Origin of the sequence: Dickeya undicola, assembly GCF_000784735.1 — a bacterium.
GTDB classification, from domain to species: Bacteria; Pseudomonadota; Gammaproteobacteria; order Enterobacterales; family Enterobacteriaceae; genus Dickeya; species Dickeya undicola.
This window is the reverse complement of record NZ_JSYG01000019.1, coordinates 260,347-279,331: the sequence shown is the minus strand read 5'-3', so window position 1 is coordinate 279,331 and position 18,985 is coordinate 260,347. Positions and strand designations below refer to the sequence as shown.

20 protein-coding genes and 1 rRNA gene are annotated in these 18,985 nt (G+C 53.8%); 6 read left to right on the top strand and 15 right to left on the bottom strand.

Annotated features, from left to right (window positions below; genetic code table 11):
* Together OB87_RS09920 and gmhB are read right to left on the bottom strand one after the other, a co-directional pair.
* Positions 1 to 107, bottom strand: a 16S ribosomal RNA gene (locus OB87_RS09920); the annotation flags it as partial.
* A 375-nt stretch (positions 108 to 482) separates the two neighbouring features.
* Positions 483 to 1,049, bottom strand: a complete 567-nt coding sequence (gene gmhB, locus OB87_RS09915; protein WP_033569279.1) for a D-glycero-beta-D-manno-heptose 1,7-bisphosphate 7-phosphatase — start codon at positions 1,047 to 1,049, stop codon at positions 483 to 485.
* A 179-nt stretch (positions 1,050 to 1,228) separates the two neighbouring features.
* On the opposite strand from gmhB, the gene metN reads away from it, so the two are divergent.
* The 6 genes from metN to proS all read left to right on the top strand — a co-directional run bounded on the left by metN (position 1,229) and on the right by proS (position 6,845).
* Positions 1,229 to 2,260: a methionine ABC transporter ATP-binding protein MetN gene (gene metN, locus OB87_RS09910; RefSeq protein WP_033569278.1), complete on the top strand. Its 1,032-nt coding sequence runs from the start codon at positions 1,229 to 1,231 to the stop codon at positions 2,258 to 2,260.
* On the top strand, positions 2,253 to 2,906 hold the full coding sequence (locus OB87_RS09905) for a methionine ABC transporter permease MetI (RefSeq protein ID WP_033569277.1): 654 nt from the start codon (positions 2,253 to 2,255) through the stop codon (positions 2,904 to 2,906). Before metN ends, OB87_RS09905 begins: the two co-directional genes overlap by 8 nt.
* Before the next feature lie 63 nt (positions 2,907 to 2,969).
* Positions 2,970 to 3,785: a MetQ/NlpA family lipoprotein gene (locus OB87_RS09900; RefSeq protein WP_033569276.1), complete on the top strand. Its 816-nt coding sequence runs from the start codon at positions 2,970 to 2,972 to the stop codon at positions 3,783 to 3,785.
* Between the two features lie 114 nt (positions 3,786 to 3,899).
* Positions 3,900 to 4,307: an Rcs stress response system protein RcsF gene (gene rcsF, locus OB87_RS09895; RefSeq protein ID WP_033569275.1), complete on the top strand. Its 408-nt coding sequence runs from the start codon at positions 3,900 to 3,902 to the stop codon at positions 4,305 to 4,307.
* Positions 4,304 to 5,011 (top strand): tRNA (N6-threonylcarbamoyladenosine(37)-N6)-methyltransferase TrmO, encoded by a 708-nt coding sequence (tsaA, locus tag OB87_RS09890; protein ID WP_033569274.1) that lies wholly within the window; start codon positions 4,304 to 4,306, stop codon positions 5,009 to 5,011. The genes rcsF and tsaA overlap by 4 nt, the downstream gene beginning before the upstream one ends.
* 115 nt (positions 5,012 to 5,126) lie before the next feature.
* A complete protein-coding gene (gene proS / locus OB87_RS09885; protein WP_033569273.1) occupies positions 5,127 to 6,845 on the top strand; it encodes a proline--tRNA ligase in 1,719 nt (572 codons plus the stop codon).
* A gap of 79 nt (positions 6,846 to 6,924) precedes the next feature.
* On the opposite strand, the gene rpoS is transcribed toward proS, so the two are convergent.
* The 13 genes from rpoS to OB87_RS09820 form a co-directional block, all read right to left on the bottom strand.
* Positions 6,925 to 7,917: an RNA polymerase sigma factor RpoS gene (rpoS, locus tag OB87_RS09880; protein ID WP_033569272.1), complete on the bottom strand. Its 993-nt coding sequence runs from the start codon at positions 7,915 to 7,917 to the stop codon at positions 6,925 to 6,927.
* A 53-nt stretch (positions 7,918 to 7,970) separates the two neighbouring features.
* On the bottom strand, positions 7,971 to 9,182 hold the full coding sequence (nlpD, locus tag OB87_RS09875) for a murein hydrolase activator NlpD (RefSeq protein ID WP_033569271.1): 1,212 nt from the start codon (positions 9,180 to 9,182) through the stop codon (positions 7,971 to 7,973).
* Between the two features lie 307 nt (positions 9,183 to 9,489).
* A complete protein-coding gene (locus OB87_RS09870; protein WP_033569270.1) occupies positions 9,490 to 10,116 on the bottom strand; it encodes a protein-L-isoaspartate(D-aspartate) O-methyltransferase in 627 nt (208 codons plus the stop codon).
* A 129-nt stretch (positions 10,117 to 10,245) separates the two neighbouring features.
* Positions 10,246 to 11,286: a tRNA pseudouridine(13) synthase TruD gene (gene truD / locus OB87_RS09865; protein WP_033569269.1), complete on the bottom strand. Its 1,041-nt coding sequence runs from the start codon at positions 11,284 to 11,286 to the stop codon at positions 10,246 to 10,248.
* Positions 11,280 to 11,777, bottom strand: coding sequence for a 2-C-methyl-D-erythritol 2,4-cyclodiphosphate synthase (gene ispF, locus OB87_RS09860; RefSeq protein ID WP_033569268.1), 498 nt, complete (start codon positions 11,775 to 11,777; stop codon positions 11,280 to 11,282). The genes truD and ispF overlap by 7 nt, the downstream gene beginning before the upstream one ends.
* Positions 11,778 to 11,791: 14 nt before the next feature.
* On the bottom strand, positions 11,792 to 12,511 hold the full coding sequence (gene ispD / locus OB87_RS09855; protein WP_033569267.1) for a 2-C-methyl-D-erythritol 4-phosphate cytidylyltransferase: 720 nt from the start codon (positions 12,509 to 12,511) through the stop codon (positions 11,792 to 11,794).
* Between the two features lie 2 nt (positions 12,512 to 12,513).
* The gene (ftsB, locus tag OB87_RS09850) at positions 12,514 to 12,852 is read right to left on the bottom strand and encodes a cell division protein FtsB (RefSeq protein WP_033569266.1); all 339 of its coding nucleotides are present in this window, start codon (positions 12,850 to 12,852) and stop codon (positions 12,514 to 12,516) included.
* A gap of 214 nt (positions 12,853 to 13,066) precedes the next feature.
* Positions 13,067 to 13,411: a DUF3561 family protein gene (locus OB87_RS09845; RefSeq protein ID WP_033569265.1), complete on the bottom strand. Its 345-nt coding sequence runs from the start codon at positions 13,409 to 13,411 to the stop codon at positions 13,067 to 13,069.
* A 122-nt stretch (positions 13,412 to 13,533) separates the two neighbouring features.
* Positions 13,534 to 14,157: an adenylyl-sulfate kinase gene (gene cysC / locus OB87_RS09840; protein WP_033569264.1), complete on the bottom strand. Its 624-nt coding sequence runs from the start codon at positions 14,155 to 14,157 to the stop codon at positions 13,534 to 13,536.
* 1 nt (position 14,158) lies between these two features.
* Positions 14,159 to 15,586 carry a sulfate adenylyltransferase subunit CysN gene (gene cysN, locus OB87_RS09835; RefSeq protein ID WP_033569263.1) on the bottom strand — a complete coding sequence of 476 codons (1,428 nt, stop codon included), beginning with the start codon at positions 15,584 to 15,586 and terminating at the stop codon, positions 14,159 to 14,161.
* Positions 15,587 to 15,597: 11 nt separating this feature from the next.
* Positions 15,598 to 16,506 carry a sulfate adenylyltransferase subunit CysD gene (gene cysD / locus OB87_RS09830; RefSeq protein WP_033569262.1) on the bottom strand — a complete coding sequence of 303 codons (909 nt, stop codon included), beginning with the start codon at positions 16,504 to 16,506 and terminating at the stop codon, positions 15,598 to 15,600.
* Positions 16,507 to 16,516: 10 nt separating this feature from the next.
* Positions 16,517 to 17,938: a siroheme synthase CysG gene (cysG, locus tag OB87_RS09825; protein ID WP_033569261.1), complete on the bottom strand. Its 1,422-nt coding sequence runs from the start codon at positions 17,936 to 17,938 to the stop codon at positions 16,517 to 16,519.
* A 310-nt stretch (positions 17,939 to 18,248) separates the two neighbouring features.
* On the bottom strand, positions 18,249 to 18,983 hold the full coding sequence (locus tag OB87_RS09820) for a phosphoadenylyl-sulfate reductase (RefSeq protein WP_033569260.1): 735 nt from the start codon (positions 18,981 to 18,983) through the stop codon (positions 18,249 to 18,251).
* Between the last annotated feature and the right edge of the window lie 2 nt (positions 18,984 to 18,985).

The following is an 18,985-nucleotide window of genomic DNA, read 5'->3' as shown; positions in this document are numbered from 1 at the left end:
CGCCGCTCGTCACCCAGGGAGCAAGCTCCCTTGTGCTACCGCTCGACTTGCATGTGTTAGGCCTGCCGCCAGCGTTCAATCTGAGCCATGATCAAACTCTTCAATTTAAGATTTGTTTGATTTGCTGAACTCGTCAGCGATGCTCAAAGAATTTACTGTTAGTTCGTAATGAATTAACTGTTGTCACTCTTCAAGACTTTTCACTAATTTTTTAGTGAAGTGTCCTGCGAGTGCCCACACAGATTGTCTGATTAATTGTTAAAGAGCAGTGCGACCGGCTTACAGCCTGCTGTCGCGAGGTGGCGTATACTACGCTTTCCTCATTCAGAGTCAACGACTTTTTTTTTCGTTTTCTCTGCCTCACACCGCGCTGGCTCATCGCCGTTGCCGTGTCAGTGGATGCGCATTATAGGGATCCGAACGGGTTACACAACCACTTTCTCGATCTTTTTTTCCGTTCGCGCATTTTTCAACCCTTACGGCTAATTTACGCGCTGTTTAATCGTTTTTGGCAGGTCTGCCAGGCTGTCTATTAGCCAATCAGCCAACTTTTCGCCTTCTTCGGTGACGGTTTTACCGGTTTTAACCAACACTTTAGTACCGACCCCTGCCGCCTGCGCTGCCTGCATATCTTCAACTTTATCGCCCACCATATAAGAAGCGGCCATATCAATGTGTAAATGGCGCTGCGCAGAGATAAGCATCCCCGGATGAGGTTTACGGCAATCACACTGTTGACGATATTCCCCTTCGCCAGCATCAGGGTGATGCGGGCAATAATAGATACCGTCCAGGTCAACACCACGGTCAGCCAGCGACCAATCCATCCACTCGGTCAGTTGCATAAACTGATCTTCAGTGAACTTGCCCCTGGCAATCCCCGACTGATTCGTCACCAGTACCAGGGCAAAGCCCATGCTTTTAAGCTCACGCAGGGCATCGATCACCCCATCGATAAACTGAAACTGATCGATTTCATGGACATACCCATGGTCTACATTAATAGTACCGTCACGGTCTAGAAAAATTGCTGGAACGCTATTTGCCACTTACCTTGCTCCTGATGGCGTAAATTGCGCGTAGTATCGCATGTTTTTATCATCTGAGAGAATGTCATCCCTAACGGGATCTCGATTGACTTAGACGTCTAGACGCCTTAACATCCCCTCCACATTGGGTCGGAATATTATGGTTTCTTATCCGACCATCGTCATCTTTGATAAGACTTATGATTGAACTGATTAATATTACAAAGGTTTTTCAGCAAAAAGGACGCGCCATCACTGCGCTGGACGACGTGACATTACGCGTGCCTGCGGGTCAGATTTATGGCGTGATTGGCGCATCAGGTGCAGGTAAAAGTACACTGATTCGCTGCGTGAACCTGCTGGAAAGACCGACTCAAGGGAAAGTGCTAATCGACGGGAAAGATCTGATGAGCCTGTCGGAAAGTCAATTGACACGCACCCGCCGCCAAATCGGCATGATTTTCCAGCATTTCAATTTGCTATCCTCACGTACTGTATTCGGCAACGTGGCGCTGCCGCTGGAATTGGACAACACCCCTTCTGCTGAAATCAAACAGCGGGTGCATCAGCTTCTGGATCTGGTCGGGCTGGCGGACAAACACGACGCCTATCCAGCTAACTTGTCCGGTGGGCAAAAACAGCGCGTTGCTATTGCTCGTGCGCTGGCAAGCAACCCCAAAGTACTGTTATGCGATGAAGCCACCAGCGCGCTGGACCCGGCCACAACCCGTTCCATTCTTGAATTGCTGAAAGACATCAATCGTCGGCTAGGGCTGACTATCCTGTTGATTACACATGAGATGGATGTGGTTAAACGTATCTGTGATCAAGTGGCGGTTATTAGTGACGGCAGACTGATTGAGCAGGATACGGTTAGCGAAGTGTTTTCCCACCCGAAAACGCCGCTGGCTCAGAAATTTATCCAATCTACTCTGCACCTGGATATTCCGGATGACTACCAGCAGCGACTGTCGGCAACGTCTCGCCCAGGCAGCGTACCGCTGCTGCGTATGGAGTTTACCGGCCAGTCGGTTGACGCGCCGCTGCTGTCCGAAGTGGCTCGCAAGTTCAACGTCAACAACAACATTATCAGCGCGCAGATGGATTACGCCGGTGGCGTGAAATTCGGCATCATGCTGGCCGAAATGCACGGGCAGGAAGCCGACACCCAAGCCGCCATCACTTTTCTGCAAGAACATCACGTGAATATTGAGGTATTGGGTTATGTCTGAAGCCATGATCTGGTTGATTGCCCGCGGCGTTTGGGAAACCGTGGTGATGACATTTGTGTCCGGCTTTTTCGGTTTTATGCTGGGTTTGCCCATCGGTGTGTTGTTGTATATCACCCGCCCTGGGCAGGTTATCGCCAACCCTAAGCTCTATAGTAGCATTTCCGCGTTAGTGAATATCTTCCGCTCTATTCCCTTTATTATTCTATTGGTGTGGATGATTCCTTTTACCCGAGTGATTGTCGGCACCGCAATTGGTCTACAAGCAGCCATTGTTCCGTTAACAGTCGGTGCGGCACCTTTTATCGCTCGCATGGTGGAAAACGCCCTGCTGGAAATTCCGACCGGGCTGATTGAAGCGGCTCGCGCGATGGGTGCCACGCCGTTGCAAATTATCCGCAAGATTCTGTTACCCGAAGCGCTTCCTGGCCTGATCAACGCCGCCACGATTACATTAATCACATTGGTTGGTTATTCAGCCATGGGGGGGGCAGTCGGTGCCGGTGGTCTGGGGCAGATTGGTTATCAGTATGGTTACGTCGGCTATAACGCCACCGTGATGAATACCGTACTGGTGCTGTTGGTGGTTCTGGTTTATCTCATTCAGTTTTTTGGTGACAGAGCAGTGCGCGCGGTTACCCACAAATAACGGGTTTTATTATCGCGTCTATTATTCTTTGGTGCAGGTTAAAAACATTACACAGAGGTAAAAATGGCAATTAAATTGAAATCTCTCGCGGCGGTTGGTGCATTGATTGGTGCGCTGGCGCTGGCCGGATGCGGCCAGGAGCAGAAGAACCCTAACCACATTAAAGTGGGCGTGATCGTCGGTGCCGAGCAGCAGGTAGCGGAAGTGGCGCAGAAAGTCGCCAAGGAAAAATACGGTCTGGATGTTGAGCTGGTTACCTTTAATGATTACGTACTGCCGAACGAAGCGCTGAGCAAAGGCGATATCGACCTGAACGCTTTCCAGCACAAACCGTACCTCGACCAGCAGATCAAGGATCGCGGCTATAAACTGGTTTCTGTCGGCAACACGTTTGTGTATCCGATTGCCGGTTACTCCAAAAAAATCAAATCGCTGAATGACCTGCAGAACGGTGCTCAAATCGCCCTGCCGAACGATCCGACCAACCTGGGCCGTTCACTGCTGCTGCTGCAGAAAGTGGGTTTGATCAAATTGAAAGACAACGTTGGCCTGCTGCCAACCGTACTGGATGTGACTGAAAACCCGAAAAACCTGAAGCTGGTCGAACTGGAAGCACCGCAATTGCCACGCTCTCTGGATGACGATCAGATTGCTCTGGCCATCATCAACACCACTTATGCCAGCCAGATCAACCTGACCCCAACCAAAGACGGTTTGTTCGTAGAAGAAAAGGACTCCCCGTACGTTAACCTGCTGGTTGCTCGTGAAGACAACAAAGATGCAGAAAACGTGAAAAAATTTGTAAAGGCTTATCAGTCTGACGAAGTAAATCAGGCGGCGCTGAAAGTATTTAATGGTGGCGCGGTGAAAGGATGGTAAGTTAACACTTACTTTCTTGCATAAAAGAGATAAAAGACGGGCAACTGCCCGTCTTGTTATTTTCTGTATTGCTTGCTTCAATAACCGCACTTTATCCAAGTCAGAGGAAAATTTATGCGTGCTGTACCTATTCTGCTGTTGGCGTTTTCGCTGACAGGATGTTCCCTGCTGCACAAACCTGCTGCGCCGGCACCACAACCGCAGACACCAGCGGCTGTGGAACCTCCGCCGAAGCCGAAGCCGGTCACGCATCCCGCCCCTGCCGTGTTGTATAAAAGCGCCGAAGAGTTGGTAGGTAAACCATTCCGCGACATGGGTGAAGTATCGGGTTCATCCTGCCAGGCCAGCGCGCAAGATACGCCGCCCAGCATTCCGTCTGCCCGTAGAAGAATGCAGAACCGTGCCACCGCCATGAAAGCCAATGCTGTGCTGCTGCATGACTGCCAGATCATCAGCAATGTTGCAGGGTGCTACCGTCAAGCCGTCTGCCAGGGTTATGCACTAAAAGTTTCCGCGCAATGAGCCAATTTTGCTTTAATCAGATCGGCGTTATCCGCTCACCTTATAAAGAAAAATTTGCTGTACCCCGACAACCCGGTCTGATTAAGGATGGCGGCGGAGAGCTACATCTCCTCTCGCCTTATAACCAACCCGAGGCCGTGCGCGGGCTCGAAGATTTCAGCCACCTGTGGTTGCTGTTCATTTTCCACCAGACCGCCTCTGCGGGCTGGCGCCCGACGGTCAGGCCGCCTCGCCTGGGCGGCAATGCCCGCATGGGCGTATTCGCTACCCGCTCAACGTTTCGCCCTAACCCTATCGGTATGTCACTGGTTGAACTGAAAGCAATACGCACCATGCGCGATAGTGTGATACTGGAGCTGGGCAGTCTGGATCTGGTGGACGGCACCCCGGTCGTGGACATCAAACCTTACCTGCCGTTCGCAGAAAGCCAGCCACAGGCGCGGGCCGGTTTTGCCCAATTAGCACCCGAAGCCGATATGCCGATCCATTTTTCCGTTCTGGCGGAGCAGCAACTGACGGAGCATCAACAACGTCACCCTAATTTGCGGCGTTTCATTAGCCAGGTGCTGGCGCAGGACCCCCGCCCGGCTTACCGTAAAGGAGAAGATGACCTCAAGGTCTATGCCGCGCGGTTGCTGGAGTTTAATGTCAAATGGCAGGTTATTGACGGTCAAACGGAAGTTATCAGCCTTGATGCCGGTTAAAAAACGTGGCTGTGCCTTTTGGGGAACGGCTCGCACTGGTAAACTAAACCACTTTTTCTGCCTGAACCACATTGTGGTTAATGCTATTTATTTGTTCTGACGGAACTCAAACATCATGCGTACAAGTCAATACATGCTCTCCACGCTGAAGGAGACGCCCGCCGATGCCGAAGTCATCAGCCATCAGTTGATGCTGCGAGCTGGGATGATTCGTAAACTGGCTTCCGGCCTTTATACCTGGCTGCCGACCGGGTTACGGGTGCTGAAAAAAGTCGAAAACATCGTGCGTGAAGAAATGAACAATGCTGGTGCCATCGAAATTTCGATGCCGGTCGTTCAACCCGCCGACCTGTGGCAGGAAAGCGGCCGCTGGGAACAATATGGTCCGGAGCTGCTGCGCTTTGTTGACCGAGGCGACCGCCCGTTTGTACTCGGCCCGACGCATGAAGAAGTCATCACCGATTTGATTCGCAATGAAATCAGCTCCTACAAGCAGTTGCCGCTGAATTTCTATCAGATCCAGACCAAATTCCGTGACGAAGTGCGCCCGCGCTTTGGTGTAATGCGTGCCCGCGAGTTCCTGATGAAGGATGCTTATTCGTTCCACACCACGCAGGAATCCCTGCAGGTCACTTACGATGCCATGTACGCGGCCTACAGCAAGATTTTCAGCCGCATGGATCTCGATTTCCGCCCCGTACAGGCCGATACAGGCTCCATCGGCGGTAATGCATCGCATGAATTCCAGGTGCTGGCCAGCAGCGGCGAAGACGACATCGTATTCTCTACCGAGTCAGATTACGCCGCCAACATTGAACTGGCGGAAGCTGTTGCGCCGGAGCACGGCCGCGCGGTGCCGACTCAGGCCATGACGCTGGTGGATACCCCGAACGCCAAAACCATCGCTGAGCTGGTGGAACAATTTGCAGTGCCGGTGGAAAAAACCGTCAAGACCCTGCTGGTGAAAGCGACCGAAGAAAGCGGCCATAAATTGGTTGCACTGCTGGTGCGTGGCGATCATGAACTGAACGAAGTCAAAGCGGAAAAACTGGAGCTGGTCGCCAGCCCGTTGACCTTCGCGACTGAAGAAGAGATCCGTGCAATGGTGAACGCGGGTCCGGGTTCGCTGGGGCCGGTGAATCTGCAGGTGCCGGTAGTAGTCGATCGTACTGTAGCAACGATGAGCGATTTCAGCGCGGGAGCCAATATCGACGGCAAACACTACTTCGGTATTAACTGGGAGCGCGATACCGCGCTGCCGCCGGTTGCCGATATCCGTAACGTAGTGGAAGGCGATCGCAGCCCAGACGGCAAAGGCACGCTGCTGATCAAGCGTGGTATTGAAGTCGGCCACATCTTCCAGTTGGGCAAGAAATACTCTGAAGCCTTGAAAGCAACCGTTCAGGGTGAAGACGGCCGCAATCAAACACTGACTATGGGCTGCTACGGTATTGGTGTAACGCGCGTGATCGCCGCCGCCATTGAGCAGAACCATGACGATCGCGGCATTATCTGGCCTGACGCGATTGCACCGTTCCAGGTGGCGATTCTGCCGATGAACATGCATAAGTCCTTCCGCGTGCAGGAAGTGGCCGAGAATATCTATCAGCAACTGCGTGCCAACGGCGTCGATGTCTTGCTGGACGATCGTAAAGAACGCCCCGGCGTGATGTTTGCAGACATGGAATTGATCGGTATTCCGCACACTATCGTGATCGGCGATCGCAATCTGGATAACGACGAGATCGAATACAAGCACCGCCGTAAAGGCGAAAAAGAGATGCTCAAGGCTGGCGATATTGTCGAGTTCCTGCTGTCTCAGTGTGCCCGATAACGCACAAACCTGATTACAGATATAAAAATGGTGGGACATATCCCACCATTTTTTTGTGCCATGTTAGTTATTGTACGAGTTATTCGCGGAACAATTCTTCAATATCCAACCCTTGTACCTGCAGGATTTCACGCAAACGGCGCAGTCCTTCGACCTGAATCTGGCGAACCCGTTCACGAGTCAACCCGATTTCACGCCCCACATCTTCCAGCGTGGCAGCTTCATATCCCAGCAAGCCAAAACGGCGAGCCAGCACTTCACGCTGTTTTGCGTTCAGTTCAAACAACCACTTAACGATATTCTGCTTCATATCGTTATCCTGGGTGGTATCTTCCGGGCCGTTATCCTTCTCATCCGCCAGAATATCCAGCAGCGCTTTCTCCGAGTCGCCGCCCAGCGGTGTATCGACCGACGTGATACGCTCGTTGAGACGTAACATGCGGTTAACGTCATCCACCGGCTTATCCAGCCGCTCGGCGATTTCTTCCGCACTCGGCTCGTGATCAAGCTTGTGGGACAGTTCGCGTGCGGTACGCAGGTAGACATTCAGTTCTTTAACGATATGGATGGGTAAACGGATGGTACGAGTCTGATTCATGATGGCCCGTTCAATGGTCTGACGGATCCACCAGGTGGCGTAAGTCGAAAAGCGGAACCCGCGTTCAGGGTCAAACTTCTCGACTGCGCGGATTAAACCGAGATTCCCTTCTTCAATCAGGTCCAGCAACGCCAGCCCACGATTGTTGTAACGGCGGGCGATTTTCACCACCAGCCGCAGGTTACTCTCGATCATGCGGCGGCGAGATGAAACATCGCCGCGCAGCGCCCGACGGGCAAAGTAAACTTCTTCTTCAGCGGTCAGAAGAGGTGAGTAGCCGATTTCTCCCAGATAAAGCTGGGTTGCATCCAGCACGCGCTGAGCAGTTCCTTGCGACAGCAATTCCTCGTCGAGCAGGTCGCTATCACTGGTTTCTTCCTCCGCCAGCGCTTTGTCGTCAAAAACGTCGATTCCATTCTCATCGAATTCAGCATCTTCATGTAACTCGTTAACTTTCAGCGTATTTTGGCTCATAAGTGGCTCCTACCCGTGATCCCATGGCAGAATACCGAAATACTCTGCCCGATTTATCGCTGCGGAAGAAAACGCAGCGGGTTTACGGATTTCCCCTTGTAACGAATTTCAAAATGCAAGCGTACTGAACTGGTTCCGGTGCTACCCATGGTAGCGATTTGTTGACCCGCCTTTACCTCTTGTTGTTCCCGGACCAGCATGGTTTCGTTATGGGCATAGGCGCTCAGGTAATCATCATTATGTTTGATGATAATCAGATTACCGTAACCGCGTAACGCATTACCCGCATACACTACACGCCCGGATGCGGTAGCGATAACGGATTGCCCACGTGAGCCGGCGATATCAATCCCTTTATTTCCCCCCTCTGAGGCTGAGAAACTATCTATGACTTTCCCGTCTGTAGGCCAACGCCAGCTGGCAATTGCCGCGTTTGTTTGCGTCGGTTCGGTGGTCGGAAGCGTGGTCGCAGCCCCCGCTGTAGGCAACATCTTACCCACATTCTGTTTACCCGAACCTTCAGAATACGCATTAGTTGGTTGAGAATCAACCTGCGCAGTTTGCATTTGTGTTGACGATGATGACTGCGCGGCGGCCGCGTTAGCTGGCAGCATATGACCACTGCTGCTGGCGGTGCTATTACCTGACAACATACGGCCGTTGCCAGAGGCTTTGGCGGCATTTTCAGGCAACATATGACCGCTGTCGGACGGGCTGCTTACCACCGGTGCGGATGTTGCTACTGTCGTCGGCGCGCTGGCAATCGCCATGCCCTGAGTGCTGCCACCGGCATTCATATTGCTGCCGAGGCTTAACGACTGGCCCACATTCAGGCTGTAAGGTTCCTGAATGTTGTTGCGCTGAGCCAGCTCGCGGTAATCGTTGCCAGTAATCCAGGCGATATAGAACAACGTATCCCCACGTTTGACGGTATAGTTATTACCGCTATAGCTACCTTTGGGGATGCTGTTATAGCTGCGGTTATAGACAATTTTACCTTCACGGGTGGTGACCGGCGCATCGCCGGAAGGGCGGCTGATGCCCGCTGAAGGAGCAGATTGTGTATTGCTGCTCACACTGCCTACACTGGAAATGCGGGGCGGCGGAGAATAGGTGGTGGAACTACCCGAACGGCTTCCTGCGCCGTTATCTCCCACGCTGCTGATCGGAGCCGCCTGATTATTATCATTTGCACAACCAGCCAATCCCAGAGTAATCACCGAACACACAGCGATCTGACGCCAATTCACGATTTGGCTTCCCATGCGCCAAATTCCCCCTATAACCAAAAATGACGAAATCTGTCCGGTCCCGAAACGTATTTCCGCTCGGAACACCCTGATAAAGGCAAGCAATCATGCGAAGCGAGGAACGTAAAACGATTACCGTTTATTTTATTCGTCGACGCAAACAGGCGGCACCATAAGGTCTGTCTGGCGATCACGCCATACCAACAGGGTTAGAATCACGGACAACGACGGGACACAGCCTATCAATATCAATCCGTTATCACCATAAGACAGTTGTATTGAAATTTTAAAGACGGACTTTTTACCGAGATTGGCAACCGTATCAGGCCAACTCCCCTTTGACCAGCGGAACAAACCGAACCATTTCCACCGTCTGAACGACAAACTCGCCATTGCGATGCAAAACAACCTGCAATGTCTGCTGTTCTTCACCTACGGGCAAGACCATGATGCCGCCTTCGTCCAGTTGCGCCATCAGTGCGGACGGAATTTCCGGCGGTGCCGCCGTGACAATTATTGCGTCAAACGGCCCTTTGGACGACCAGCCTTGCCAGCCGTCGCCATGACGAGTAGACACATTGTGCAGGTCAAGTTGCTTAAGACGCCGCTTAGCCTGCCACTGTAATCCCTTAATACGTTCTACCGAAAACACATGCCGCACCAGATGCGCCAGAATCGCGGTCTGGTAACCGGAACCGGTGCCGATCTCCAGCACGCGGGACTCCGGCGTTAGCCGCAACAGCTCGGTCATTCTGGCTACGATGTAGGGTTGAGAGATAGTTTGTCCGGAACCGATCGGCAGGGCGACGTTATCATAGGCTTTATGTTCAAACGCCTCGTCAACAAAACGCTCGCGAGGAACCGAGGCCATAGCCTGTAACAGGCGTTCATCCTGAATGCCCTGTTGGTGAAGCTGCGCCAGCAACGTTTGCACGCGTTTATTCACCATTCTCCGTCAACTCCGGTGTTAGCCCACCTCATCAACTCGTCCCGTCCTCCGATAACCAAAAAAATCGATAGCCTATATCCAGATAAATCATACCGCCGAAACCGGGAAAGTTGTCGGCTATCAGGTCAGTCACTCAATCTCCTGGTGCACAGGAAGTAGCAGTTCCCGTATCACGCTGGTGGCGAAACACCCTGTCGGCAACCAGAAGTGTAACTCAAGCGTAGCGTCATCCCGCCATGACCAGCGCAGGTCTTGTGGATAGAGCATGATAGCGCGGCGCGCACTGTCTACTCGTTCACGTCTCAGTAGTGACAACAACAGCGTTTGGTCTTCCAGACATTGTTGTTCGAACGCCAATGCCTGTTCCTGTACGCCGGGTTCGCCCTGTCCTGGCAGTGCAGCAGTAATCCGCAGTTCGCCAGCTACCACGCGCGACTGCGCATCAGCCTGTTCTTCCGGCTTGACCACAAACCAACTGCCACGGCCAGCCAGTTGCAATGCATCGCCAGTTAACACCTGTGTTGTACCATACGTCGCAAGCCGCGCACTGGTCATCTGGTTGAATAACTCACTGCGAACGGCAGACAAGTAGAAGCTGCGCTTGCTGCGATCCTTAACCCGAATCTCATCATTCGCCCAACGGCGAGCCTGTTCCAGGTTGTTACCGTCACGACCAAAACGCTGACTGCCGAAGTAGTTGGGCACACCTTCACTGGCGATCAGCGCCAGACGAGCATCAACATCGGCACGGTCGCTAACCTCGCGCAACACCAGACTAAAATGGTTGCCGCGCAACGCGCCAATACGCAGTTTACGGCGATGACGCTGTGCTTCAAGAATTTCGCACCCTTCCAGCGCAAAGGCTGACCACACCGGCTCCGTTTTCCCCGGCAAATGCAGGCAGAACCATTGTTCGGTTACCGCATGGCGATCTTTCAACCCGGCATAACTAACAGAGCGCGCCGGAATACCGGCGAACTTCGCCAGCGCTTCCGCCACGAACGTGGTATTGCAACCACGTTTGCGCACCTGTACCAGCACATGCTCGCCATCACCATCCGGTGCAAATCCCAGATCTTCGGCAACAAAAAAGTCATCCGGCGATGCTTTCAGCACTCCCGTTGCAACCGGTTCGCCATGCAACCAAAACAGTGACTCGTGCATTACCATGCTACCACGCCAGTCGCATCGCTCTTGACCAGCAATACCACCGCCTCACAAGCAATCCCTTCGCCACGGCCGGTAAAGCCCAGTTGTTCAGTCGTGGTGGCTTTGACGTTGATGTCGTCCATGTGCGATTGCAGATCTTCGGCGATGTTGACACGCATCTGCGGGATGTGAGGTGCCATTTTCGGAGCCTGTGCGATGATGGTGACATCAAGGTTGCCCAGTTGGTAACCTTTGGCGGTGATGCGACGCCAGGCTTCGCGCAGCAGTTCGCGGCTGTCAATGCCGCGGTAGGCCGGATCGGTGTCGGGAAACAATTTACCGATATCACCCATCGCCGCTGCACCTAACAGCGCATCGGTGACGGCGTGCAACACCACGTCGCCATCAGAATGCGCCAGCAAGCCACGTTCATAGGGAATACGTACCCCACCGATCACCAGCGGACCTTCTCCGCCAAATTTATGCACATCAAAACCGTGACCGATACGCATCACTCAGGCTCCTTTTAATTATCTTGTTGATGTTGAACTGTGCTACGTGTCAGATAAAACTCCGCCAGCGCCAGATCTTCCGGGCGCGTGACTTTGATGTTGTCTGCCCGCCCAGGGACAATCTGTGGACGGTAGCCGCAATATTCCAGTGCCGATGCTTCGTCGGTGACCGTCGCGCCTTCACGCAGCGCCCGTTCCAGGCAGCTGCGCAGTAATGCCAGTGGGAACAGTTGCGGCGTCAGGGCGTGCCACAGTGCCTCTCGCTCCACCGTATGATCGATGACGCCATCCTGACTTCGCTTCATGGTATCACGCACTGGTGCCGCCAAAATGCCACCGACCTCACTTTGCCCAGCCAGCGCCAGCAGTTGGGACAGATCGTCCTGATGCAGACAAGGGCGCGCCGCATCATGCACCAGCACCCAGTCGGTGTGCGATAAATGCAGCAAACCGGCCAACACGGAGTCAGCACGCTGGCGGCCACCGGTCACTACCTGAATACGTGGATCAGTGGCGAGAGGCAGTTCGGGAAAATAACGGTCATCGGCACTGATAGCGATCACGACCCGTTGAATACGCGGATGGCGCAGCAAAGCCGCAACCGTGTGTTCAATAATCGTTTTATCGCCGATGGAAAGGTACTGCTTGGGGCGGTCGCTCTGCATCCGGCTGCCGTTACCAGCCGCAGGCAAAACAGCAACCACCTCAGCCAAAGACTGATTTGGAGTAGACATACCTAACGAGACGTCGATGATGGAGTGGAAGGGGCCGGTGACGGGTTCACACCAACGCGGCGATCCGCCTGGTCGGCCACCAGTCGATAGAAGCTTTCTCCGGGTTTGGTCATGCCCAGCTCGTTGCGCGCCCGTTCCTCAATGGCTTCCTGACCACCATTGAGATCGTCTATTTCCGCAAACAACTGTTCGTTACGGGATTTCAGCTTGACGTTGTTAGCCTGTTGCACCGACACGTCATCCTTCACCCGCACGTAATCATGAATACCGTTTTTCCCCAGCCAGAGCGAATATTGCAACCAACCGAGAAGAATCAACAATAATAGCGAAAGTTTTCCCATCCAGCCCCCTGAAAAGCCGCCTAATCATCCCATAACTTTTGTCAGGACTCCACCTTCGCCAACAGCATTCCCCGCTGACAGGGAAAAGCCAGACGCACACCGATGGTGAAGGAGAAGATTAGTTGTATATGGAAATAATTTTAATAAGGGAATAAACGTTCTGAAACCGTTTTTTCTGAAGCTAATAGACTGGTGAACGACACCATTTGCGCGGCTACCATCCGGTGATCAATAAAAACACCAGCCAGAACAAGCCCGGAATGCTGACCATGCAGCAGAGCATCATCCACACCACATGATTCGGCAATAACACGCGAAACAACATGCCGATCAAGACCGACAGAGGCATTAACGCCAGAAAAAAAGGCCAGGTGTAAAGCATCAGCAACAGCGTGGAATTGAGGCCATAAACGATGAACGGCAGAGAGAAAGCCAACCAGTAAAAGCAAAAGCCTGCCAGCGCTCCTACCAGCGGGCTGGAAGAAGCAAAAGGCGAGTCATCCTCCTCGGTATGGTCGGCTTGCGAATTACTATCAGGTAATGGCGTCACACTCTGCATCATCGTTCCTGCTTTACCCCATCACCGGGTAACTATTGGCCTGAAGACTGCCCCTTCGTCAGGCAACCGGCAGCGAGTCAAAACACGCATACCGTAGCGCCTGCAAAGGGGCAAGCTGAGGCTTAGATGATAGCTCGACCATGCAGCATATCTAATAATTCAGCGACTAAATTTGTTACCAATTGTTGGCCGTCCAGATGCAATTCCGGCTGTTCCGGTGCCTCATAAACTGCGTCAATGCCGGTGAAATTGCGCAACTCGCCAGCGCGGGCTTTCCTGTATAACCCTTTAGGGTCGCGGGCTTCACAAATAGCCAGCGGCGTATCGACGAACACTTCAAGAAACTGCGTCTGATCAAGCAGTTCACGCACCATCTGCCGTTCAGCACGGTGTGGAGAGATAAAGGCGGTTAATACAACCAGCCCGGCATCGACCATCAATCGGGCCACTTCCCCTACCCGGCGGATGTTCTCCCGACGATCATCATCGCTAAACCCCAAATCCCGACACAGCCCATGCCGAACGTTATCACCATCCAGCAGATAGGTACTTACGCCACGGGCAAACAAAGCCTGTTCCAGTGCACCGGCCAGTGTCGACTTGCCGGAGCCAGACAACCCGGTGAACCACACCACGACGCCACGATGCTCATGCTGACGTTCACGGTCTTCGCGCGTGACGGCATGGTCATGCCACACCACATTGTCATCGGCCGGTGCGCCCGGCCGGGAATGCGTTTGCGCCACGTTATTTTCCCCCCAGCAGATCGCGCGCGCCCCAATGCGGGAAATGGCGACGAATCAGTGCATTCAGTTCCAGTTCAAAAGCGCTGTAGTTGCCGGTTTCCGCTTCCGCCACGTCGAGCGGCTCCCGTACCAGTCCGGCACCGACTGTCACGTTGCTCAGGCGATCGATGAAAATCATGCCGCCGGTGACAGAATTTTGCTGATATTTATCCAGAACCAATGGTTCATCAAAGGTCAGCTCGACCAGACCAATACCGTTGAGTGGCAACGACTCGGTAACCCGTTGGGTTAGCGTATTGATTTCCACCTGATAGTCGATGTTCTCCACCCGCGCACGCGTTTTCTTACCGGCAATCTTGATATCGTAGCTTTGTCCCGGCACCAGCGGCTGCTCCGCCATCCACACTACATCCACCTTCGCGCTGCGTACCGCCTGGAGCGTTTCCTCGTGACCGACCAGCAGGTCGCCCCTGCTGATATCGACTTCGCTGGACAACACCAGCGTCACTGCTTCGCCAGCCTGTGCCTGTTGCAGGTCACCATCAAAGGTGACGATACGGCTAACGCTGGACTCCACGCCGGACGGCAGCACCTTCACACGCTGACCGACGCGTACCACGCCAGACGCCACCGTGCCAGCGTAACCACGAAAATCAAGGTTTGGACGATTAACGTACTGCACCGGGAAACGCATCGGCTGGCTTAGGCTACGTGAAGAGACATTCACTGTCTCCAGCACATCCAGCAGTGTCGGGCCACGATACCAGTTCATGGTCGTGCTCGGTGTCGCAACATTGTCGCCATCCAGCGCGGAAATCGGCACAAAGGTGATATCCAGATCGGTCGGCAGTTGGCCCGCGAAGTCCAGATAATCCTGTTTGAACTGCTCGAAGACCGCCTGCTCATACCCCACCAGGTCCATCTTGTTGACCGCCACCACCAGATGGCGAATGCCCAGCAGCGTAGCAATAAAGCTGTGGCGGCGGGTCTGATCCAGCACACCTTTGCGCGCATCAATCAACAGGATCGCCAGTTCGCAGGTAGAAGCGCCGGTCGCCATATTACGGGTGTACTGCTCATGCCCCGGTGTGTCGGCAATAATAAACTTCCGTTTTTCCGTCGAGAAATAGCGGTAAGCCACGTCAATAGTGATGCCCTGCTCGCGTTCCGCCTGCAAGCCGTCCACCAGCAACGCCAGGTCGAGCTTTTCACCCTGAGTACCCAGGCGCTTGCTGTCATTGTGCAATGTAGAAAGCTGATCTTCGTAAATCTGACGGGTATCGTGCAACAACCGGCCAATCAGGGTGCTTTTACCATCGTCAACGCTGCCGCAGGTCAGAAAACGCAACAGGCTTTTGTTCTGCTGTGCGTGAAGATAAGCCTCAACCCCGCCCTGCTCGGCAATCTGTTTTGCAATACTATGATTCATTTGACGATTCCTCAGAAATACCCTTGACGCTTTTTCAGTTCCATCGAACCGGCCTGATCGCGGTCAATCACCCGACCCTGACGCTCGCTGGTGGTCGACACCAGCATCTCTTCAATGATTTCTGGCAACGTCTGCGCCTGCGACTCCACCGCACCGGTCAGCGGCCAGCAACCGAGCGTACGGAAACGCACCATGCGCTGGGTAATCACTTCACCTGGCTGCAGGTCGATACGGTCGTCATCCACCATCAGTAACATGCCGTCGCGCTCCAGCACCGGACGCTCCGCGGCCAAATACAGCGGCACAATATCGATATTTTCCAGGTAGATGTACTGCCAGATATCCAGCTCGGTCCAGTTGGACAGCGGGAATACGCGGATGCTCTCGCCCTTGTTAATCTGGCCGTTATAGTTGTTCCACAGTTCCGGACGCTGGTTTTTCGGGTCCCAGCGATGGGAGCGATCACGGAAAGAGTAAATACGCTCTTTAGCACGGGATTTCTCCTCGTCACGACGAGCACCGCCAAACGCGGCGTCAAAGCCGTATTTGTCCAACGCCTGTTTCAACCCTTCGGTTTTCATGATGTCGGTATGCTTGGCGCTGCCGTGCACAAACGGGTTAATCCCCATCGCCACCCCTTCCGGGTTGCGATGCACCAACAGCTCACAACCGTAAGCTTTAGCGGTACGATCACGGAATTGGTACATTTCGCGGAATTTCCAACCGGTATCCACATGCAGCAACGGGAACGGCAGCGTGCCAGGAAAGAACGCCTTACGGGCCAGATGCAGCATCACCGAGGAATCCTTGCCGATGGAATACATCATCACCGGGTTGCTGAACTCAGCCGCTACCTCACGAATGATATGAATACTTTCTGCTTCAAGTTGTTTTAAATGCGTGAGTCTTTTCTCGTTCATAACCTTAACCTTAAGCCAGATTCACCACGGCCGAGCGCCCGTCAGTCGGCGTCATCCGCGCTTGTTCACCAAACCAGGCGATGTGTTGATGTAAACTCACCACTTCGCCAATCACCAGCAGCGCCGGTGTCGGCGACTGCTGTGCCAGTTGTTCCAGTTCCGCTAGCGTACCGGTCAAAACCGACTGATCCTGCCGTGTGCCGCGGCCAATGACCGCCACCGGTGTGTGCGGTGCCCGACCATGCGCGATCAACTGCTGGCTGATTTCTGCCGACTTGACCGCCCCCATGTAGATAGCCAATGTCTGTCGGCCACGCGCTAACGTCGACCAATCCAGCGCGTCGCCATCCGGGCGACAGTGCCCGGTGATGAATATCACGCTCTGCGCATAATCCCGGTGTGTCAGCGGAATACCGGCATACGCCGTAGCGCCCGCCGCCGCGGTGATGCCCGGCACCACCTGAAACGGAATCCCCGCCTGCGCCACTTGCTGTAGCTCTTCGCCGCCACGCCCGAAAATAAAGGGGTCACCGCCTTTCAGCCGCACTACCCGTTTACCTTCCTGCGCCAGCTTCACCAACAGCGCATTAATCTCGTCTTGCGGCAGCAGATGCGCACTGGCGCGTTTGCCGACGCAAATCCGCTCTGCATCGCGGCGCACCAGATCCAGCACCTCATCGCTGACCAGATGGTCATAAAGCACCACATCCGCCTGCTGAATCACCTGTAGGCCACGCAGCGTCAGCAGACCAGCGTCGCCCGGCCCAGCGCCAACCAGCGCCACCTCACCTTGCTGAATATCAGGCTGCGTCAGTTGCTGTTCCAGTTCCTGCTCAGCCTGTGTCAGTTGCCCGGCGGCCACCAGACTGGAAAAACGACCGGTAAAAATGCGTTCCCAAAAACGACGACGTTCCGCTACCGATGCCAACCGCTGCTTGATGCGCCCACGCCATTTTCCGGCCAGCTCCGCCATCAACCCCAGACGCGCGGGCAACAGCGACTCCAGTTTTTCCCGCAGCAAGCGCGCCAGCACCGGTGCCTGGCCGCCGGACGAAATCGCCACCATTAGCGGTGAGCGGTCAATCAGCGAAGGAAAAATAAATGAGCATTTAGGCTGGTCATCCACCACGTTGACCAACAACTGTCGGCGATTGGCTTCCTCAAATATCGAGGCGTTCAATGCAGCATCGTCGGTCGCGGCAATCACCAGAAACACGTTATCCAGCAGCGCAGGCGAAAATTCCTGCGCGACCCATGTCAAGCGGCCCGTCTGATGCTGCTCGTGCAGCGGTTCGCACAGCAACCGTGCCGCCACCCACACCTCGGCCCCGGCACGTTGCAACAAGTCAATTTTGCGGGTTGCCACCTCGCCGCCCCCGACGACCAGCACAGGGCGTTGCCGGAGATCGGCGAATATAGGGAGATAGTTCACAGATGCCTTTACTAAGCTAAAAATTCTATAAAGCGACTATAAAACGTGAAGAGAAAGGTTATGAAATGCCGAATTAGTATGATTAGTTCCGTAATGGAATAACAAACCATGCGGGAAAGAATAAAAACGCTTAATAACGGTTTTCATGGTTTTTTTACACTTCGCGTTCACGGTAGCCTGCTCCATGCAGGCAAGCACATCAGCACATGGATAATGTGATAACACCGTACACCCGTAGCCGACATCGCTACAGGTAACAGTGTTCAACGTTATGGATATGACTGACAAACCCTCTGTGGTCAAGAGTATATCAACCTTCGTGCAGCCCGCATTCGCGTTTCAGGCCGAAGAAACGGGTTTCTTCCTCGCTCATGCCCGGCTCCCACTTGCGGGTGGTATGCGTATCTCCCACTGACAGATAGCCTTGTTCCCATAGCGGGTGGTAGCTCAATCCATTGGCTCTCAGATACTGGTACACCATGCGGTTATCCCAGTCGATGATCGGCAAGAACTTAAATACACCGCGCATGACAGCCAACACCGGCAATGCTTCACGACTGGCCGACTGTTCATGGCGCAGACCGGCGAACCAGGTGCCTGCGTGCAACTCCTGCAATGCCCGATCCATCGGCTCGACTTTATTGATCTGATTGTATTGTTCAATACCGGTCAGCCCCTGCTCCCACAATTTGCCGTAACGCGCCTCCTGCCAGGCAGGAGACTGTATGGCACGGAAAACCTGAAGGTTAAGACTCAATTGCTCGGTCAGCTGATCGATGAATTGATAGGTTTCAGGGAACAGATAACCGGTATCAGTGAGAATCACCGGAATATCAGGTCGTTGCCGGGTAACCAGATGCAGGCACACCGCCGCCTGAATACCGAAACTGGAAGAAAGCACGAACTCGCCTGGCAGGTTTTCCAGCGCCCAACTGACACGCTCCTGTGCGGACAGATTCTCCAACTGTTGGTTGACTTCCGCCAGCGCAGCAGCCTGTTCCGGTTGAGGCAAGGCGCGCAGCGCCTCCAGATTCAGCGTAGACATCA

What these genes read in the sequence shown, in the direction of transcription:
- rcsF (WP_033569275.1), top strand. Translation starts at nt 3,900, where the DNA reads ATGCGTGCTGTACCTATTCTGCTGTTGGCGTTTTCGCTGACAGGATGT.
- nlpD (WP_033569271.1), bottom strand. Translation starts at nt 9,182, where the DNA reads ATGGGAAGCCAAATCGTGAATTGGCGTCAGATCGCTGTGTGTTCGGTG.
- tsaA (WP_033569274.1), top strand. Translation starts at nt 4,304, where the DNA reads ATGAGCCAATTTTGCTTTAATCAGATCGGCGTTATCCGCTCACCTTAT.
- cysN (WP_033569263.1), bottom strand. Translation starts at nt 15,586, where the DNA reads ATGAATCATAGTATTGCAAAACAGATTGCCGAGCAGGGCGGGGTTGAG.
- ispF (WP_033569268.1), bottom strand. Translation starts at nt 11,777, where the DNA reads ATGCGTATCGGTCACGGTTTTGATGTGCATAAATTTGGCGGAGAAGGT.
- metN (WP_033569278.1), top strand. Translation starts at nt 1,229, where the DNA reads ATGATTGAACTGATTAATATTACAAAGGTTTTTCAGCAAAAAGGACGC.
- truD (WP_033569269.1), bottom strand. Translation starts at nt 11,286, where the DNA reads ATGGTAATGCACGAGTCACTGTTTTGGTTGCATGGCGAACCGGTTGCA.
- proS (WP_033569273.1), top strand. Translation starts at nt 5,127, where the DNA reads ATGCGTACAAGTCAATACATGCTCTCCACGCTGAAGGAGACGCCCGCC.
- ftsB (WP_033569266.1), bottom strand. Translation starts at nt 12,852, where the DNA reads ATGGGAAAACTTTCGCTATTATTGTTGATTCTTCTCGGTTGGTTGCAA.
- OB87_RS09870 (WP_033569270.1), bottom strand. Translation starts at nt 10,116, where the DNA reads ATGGTGAATAAACGCGTGCAAACGTTGCTGGCGCAGCTTCACCAACAG.
- rpoS (WP_033569272.1), bottom strand. Translation starts at nt 7,917, where the DNA reads ATGAGCCAAAATACGCTGAAAGTTAACGAGTTACATGAAGATGCTGAA.
- OB87_RS09820 (WP_033569260.1), bottom strand. Translation starts at nt 18,983, where the DNA reads ATGTCTACGCTGAATCTGGAGGCGCTGCGCGCCTTGCCTCAACCGGAA.
- cysD (WP_033569262.1), bottom strand. Translation starts at nt 16,506, where the DNA reads ATGAACGAGAAAAGACTCACGCATTTAAAACAACTTGAAGCAGAAAGT.
- OB87_RS09845 (WP_033569265.1), bottom strand. Translation starts at nt 13,411, where the DNA reads ATGCAGAGTGTGACGCCATTACCTGATAGTAATTCGCAAGCCGACCAT.
- OB87_RS09900 (WP_033569276.1), top strand. Translation starts at nt 2,970, where the DNA reads ATGGCAATTAAATTGAAATCTCTCGCGGCGGTTGGTGCATTGATTGGT.
- OB87_RS09905 (WP_033569277.1), top strand. Translation starts at nt 2,253, where the DNA reads ATGTCTGAAGCCATGATCTGGTTGATTGCCCGCGGCGTTTGGGAAACC.
- ispD (WP_033569267.1), bottom strand. Translation starts at nt 12,511, where the DNA reads ATGTCTACTCCAAATCAGTCTTTGGCTGAGGTGGTTGCTGTTTTGCCT.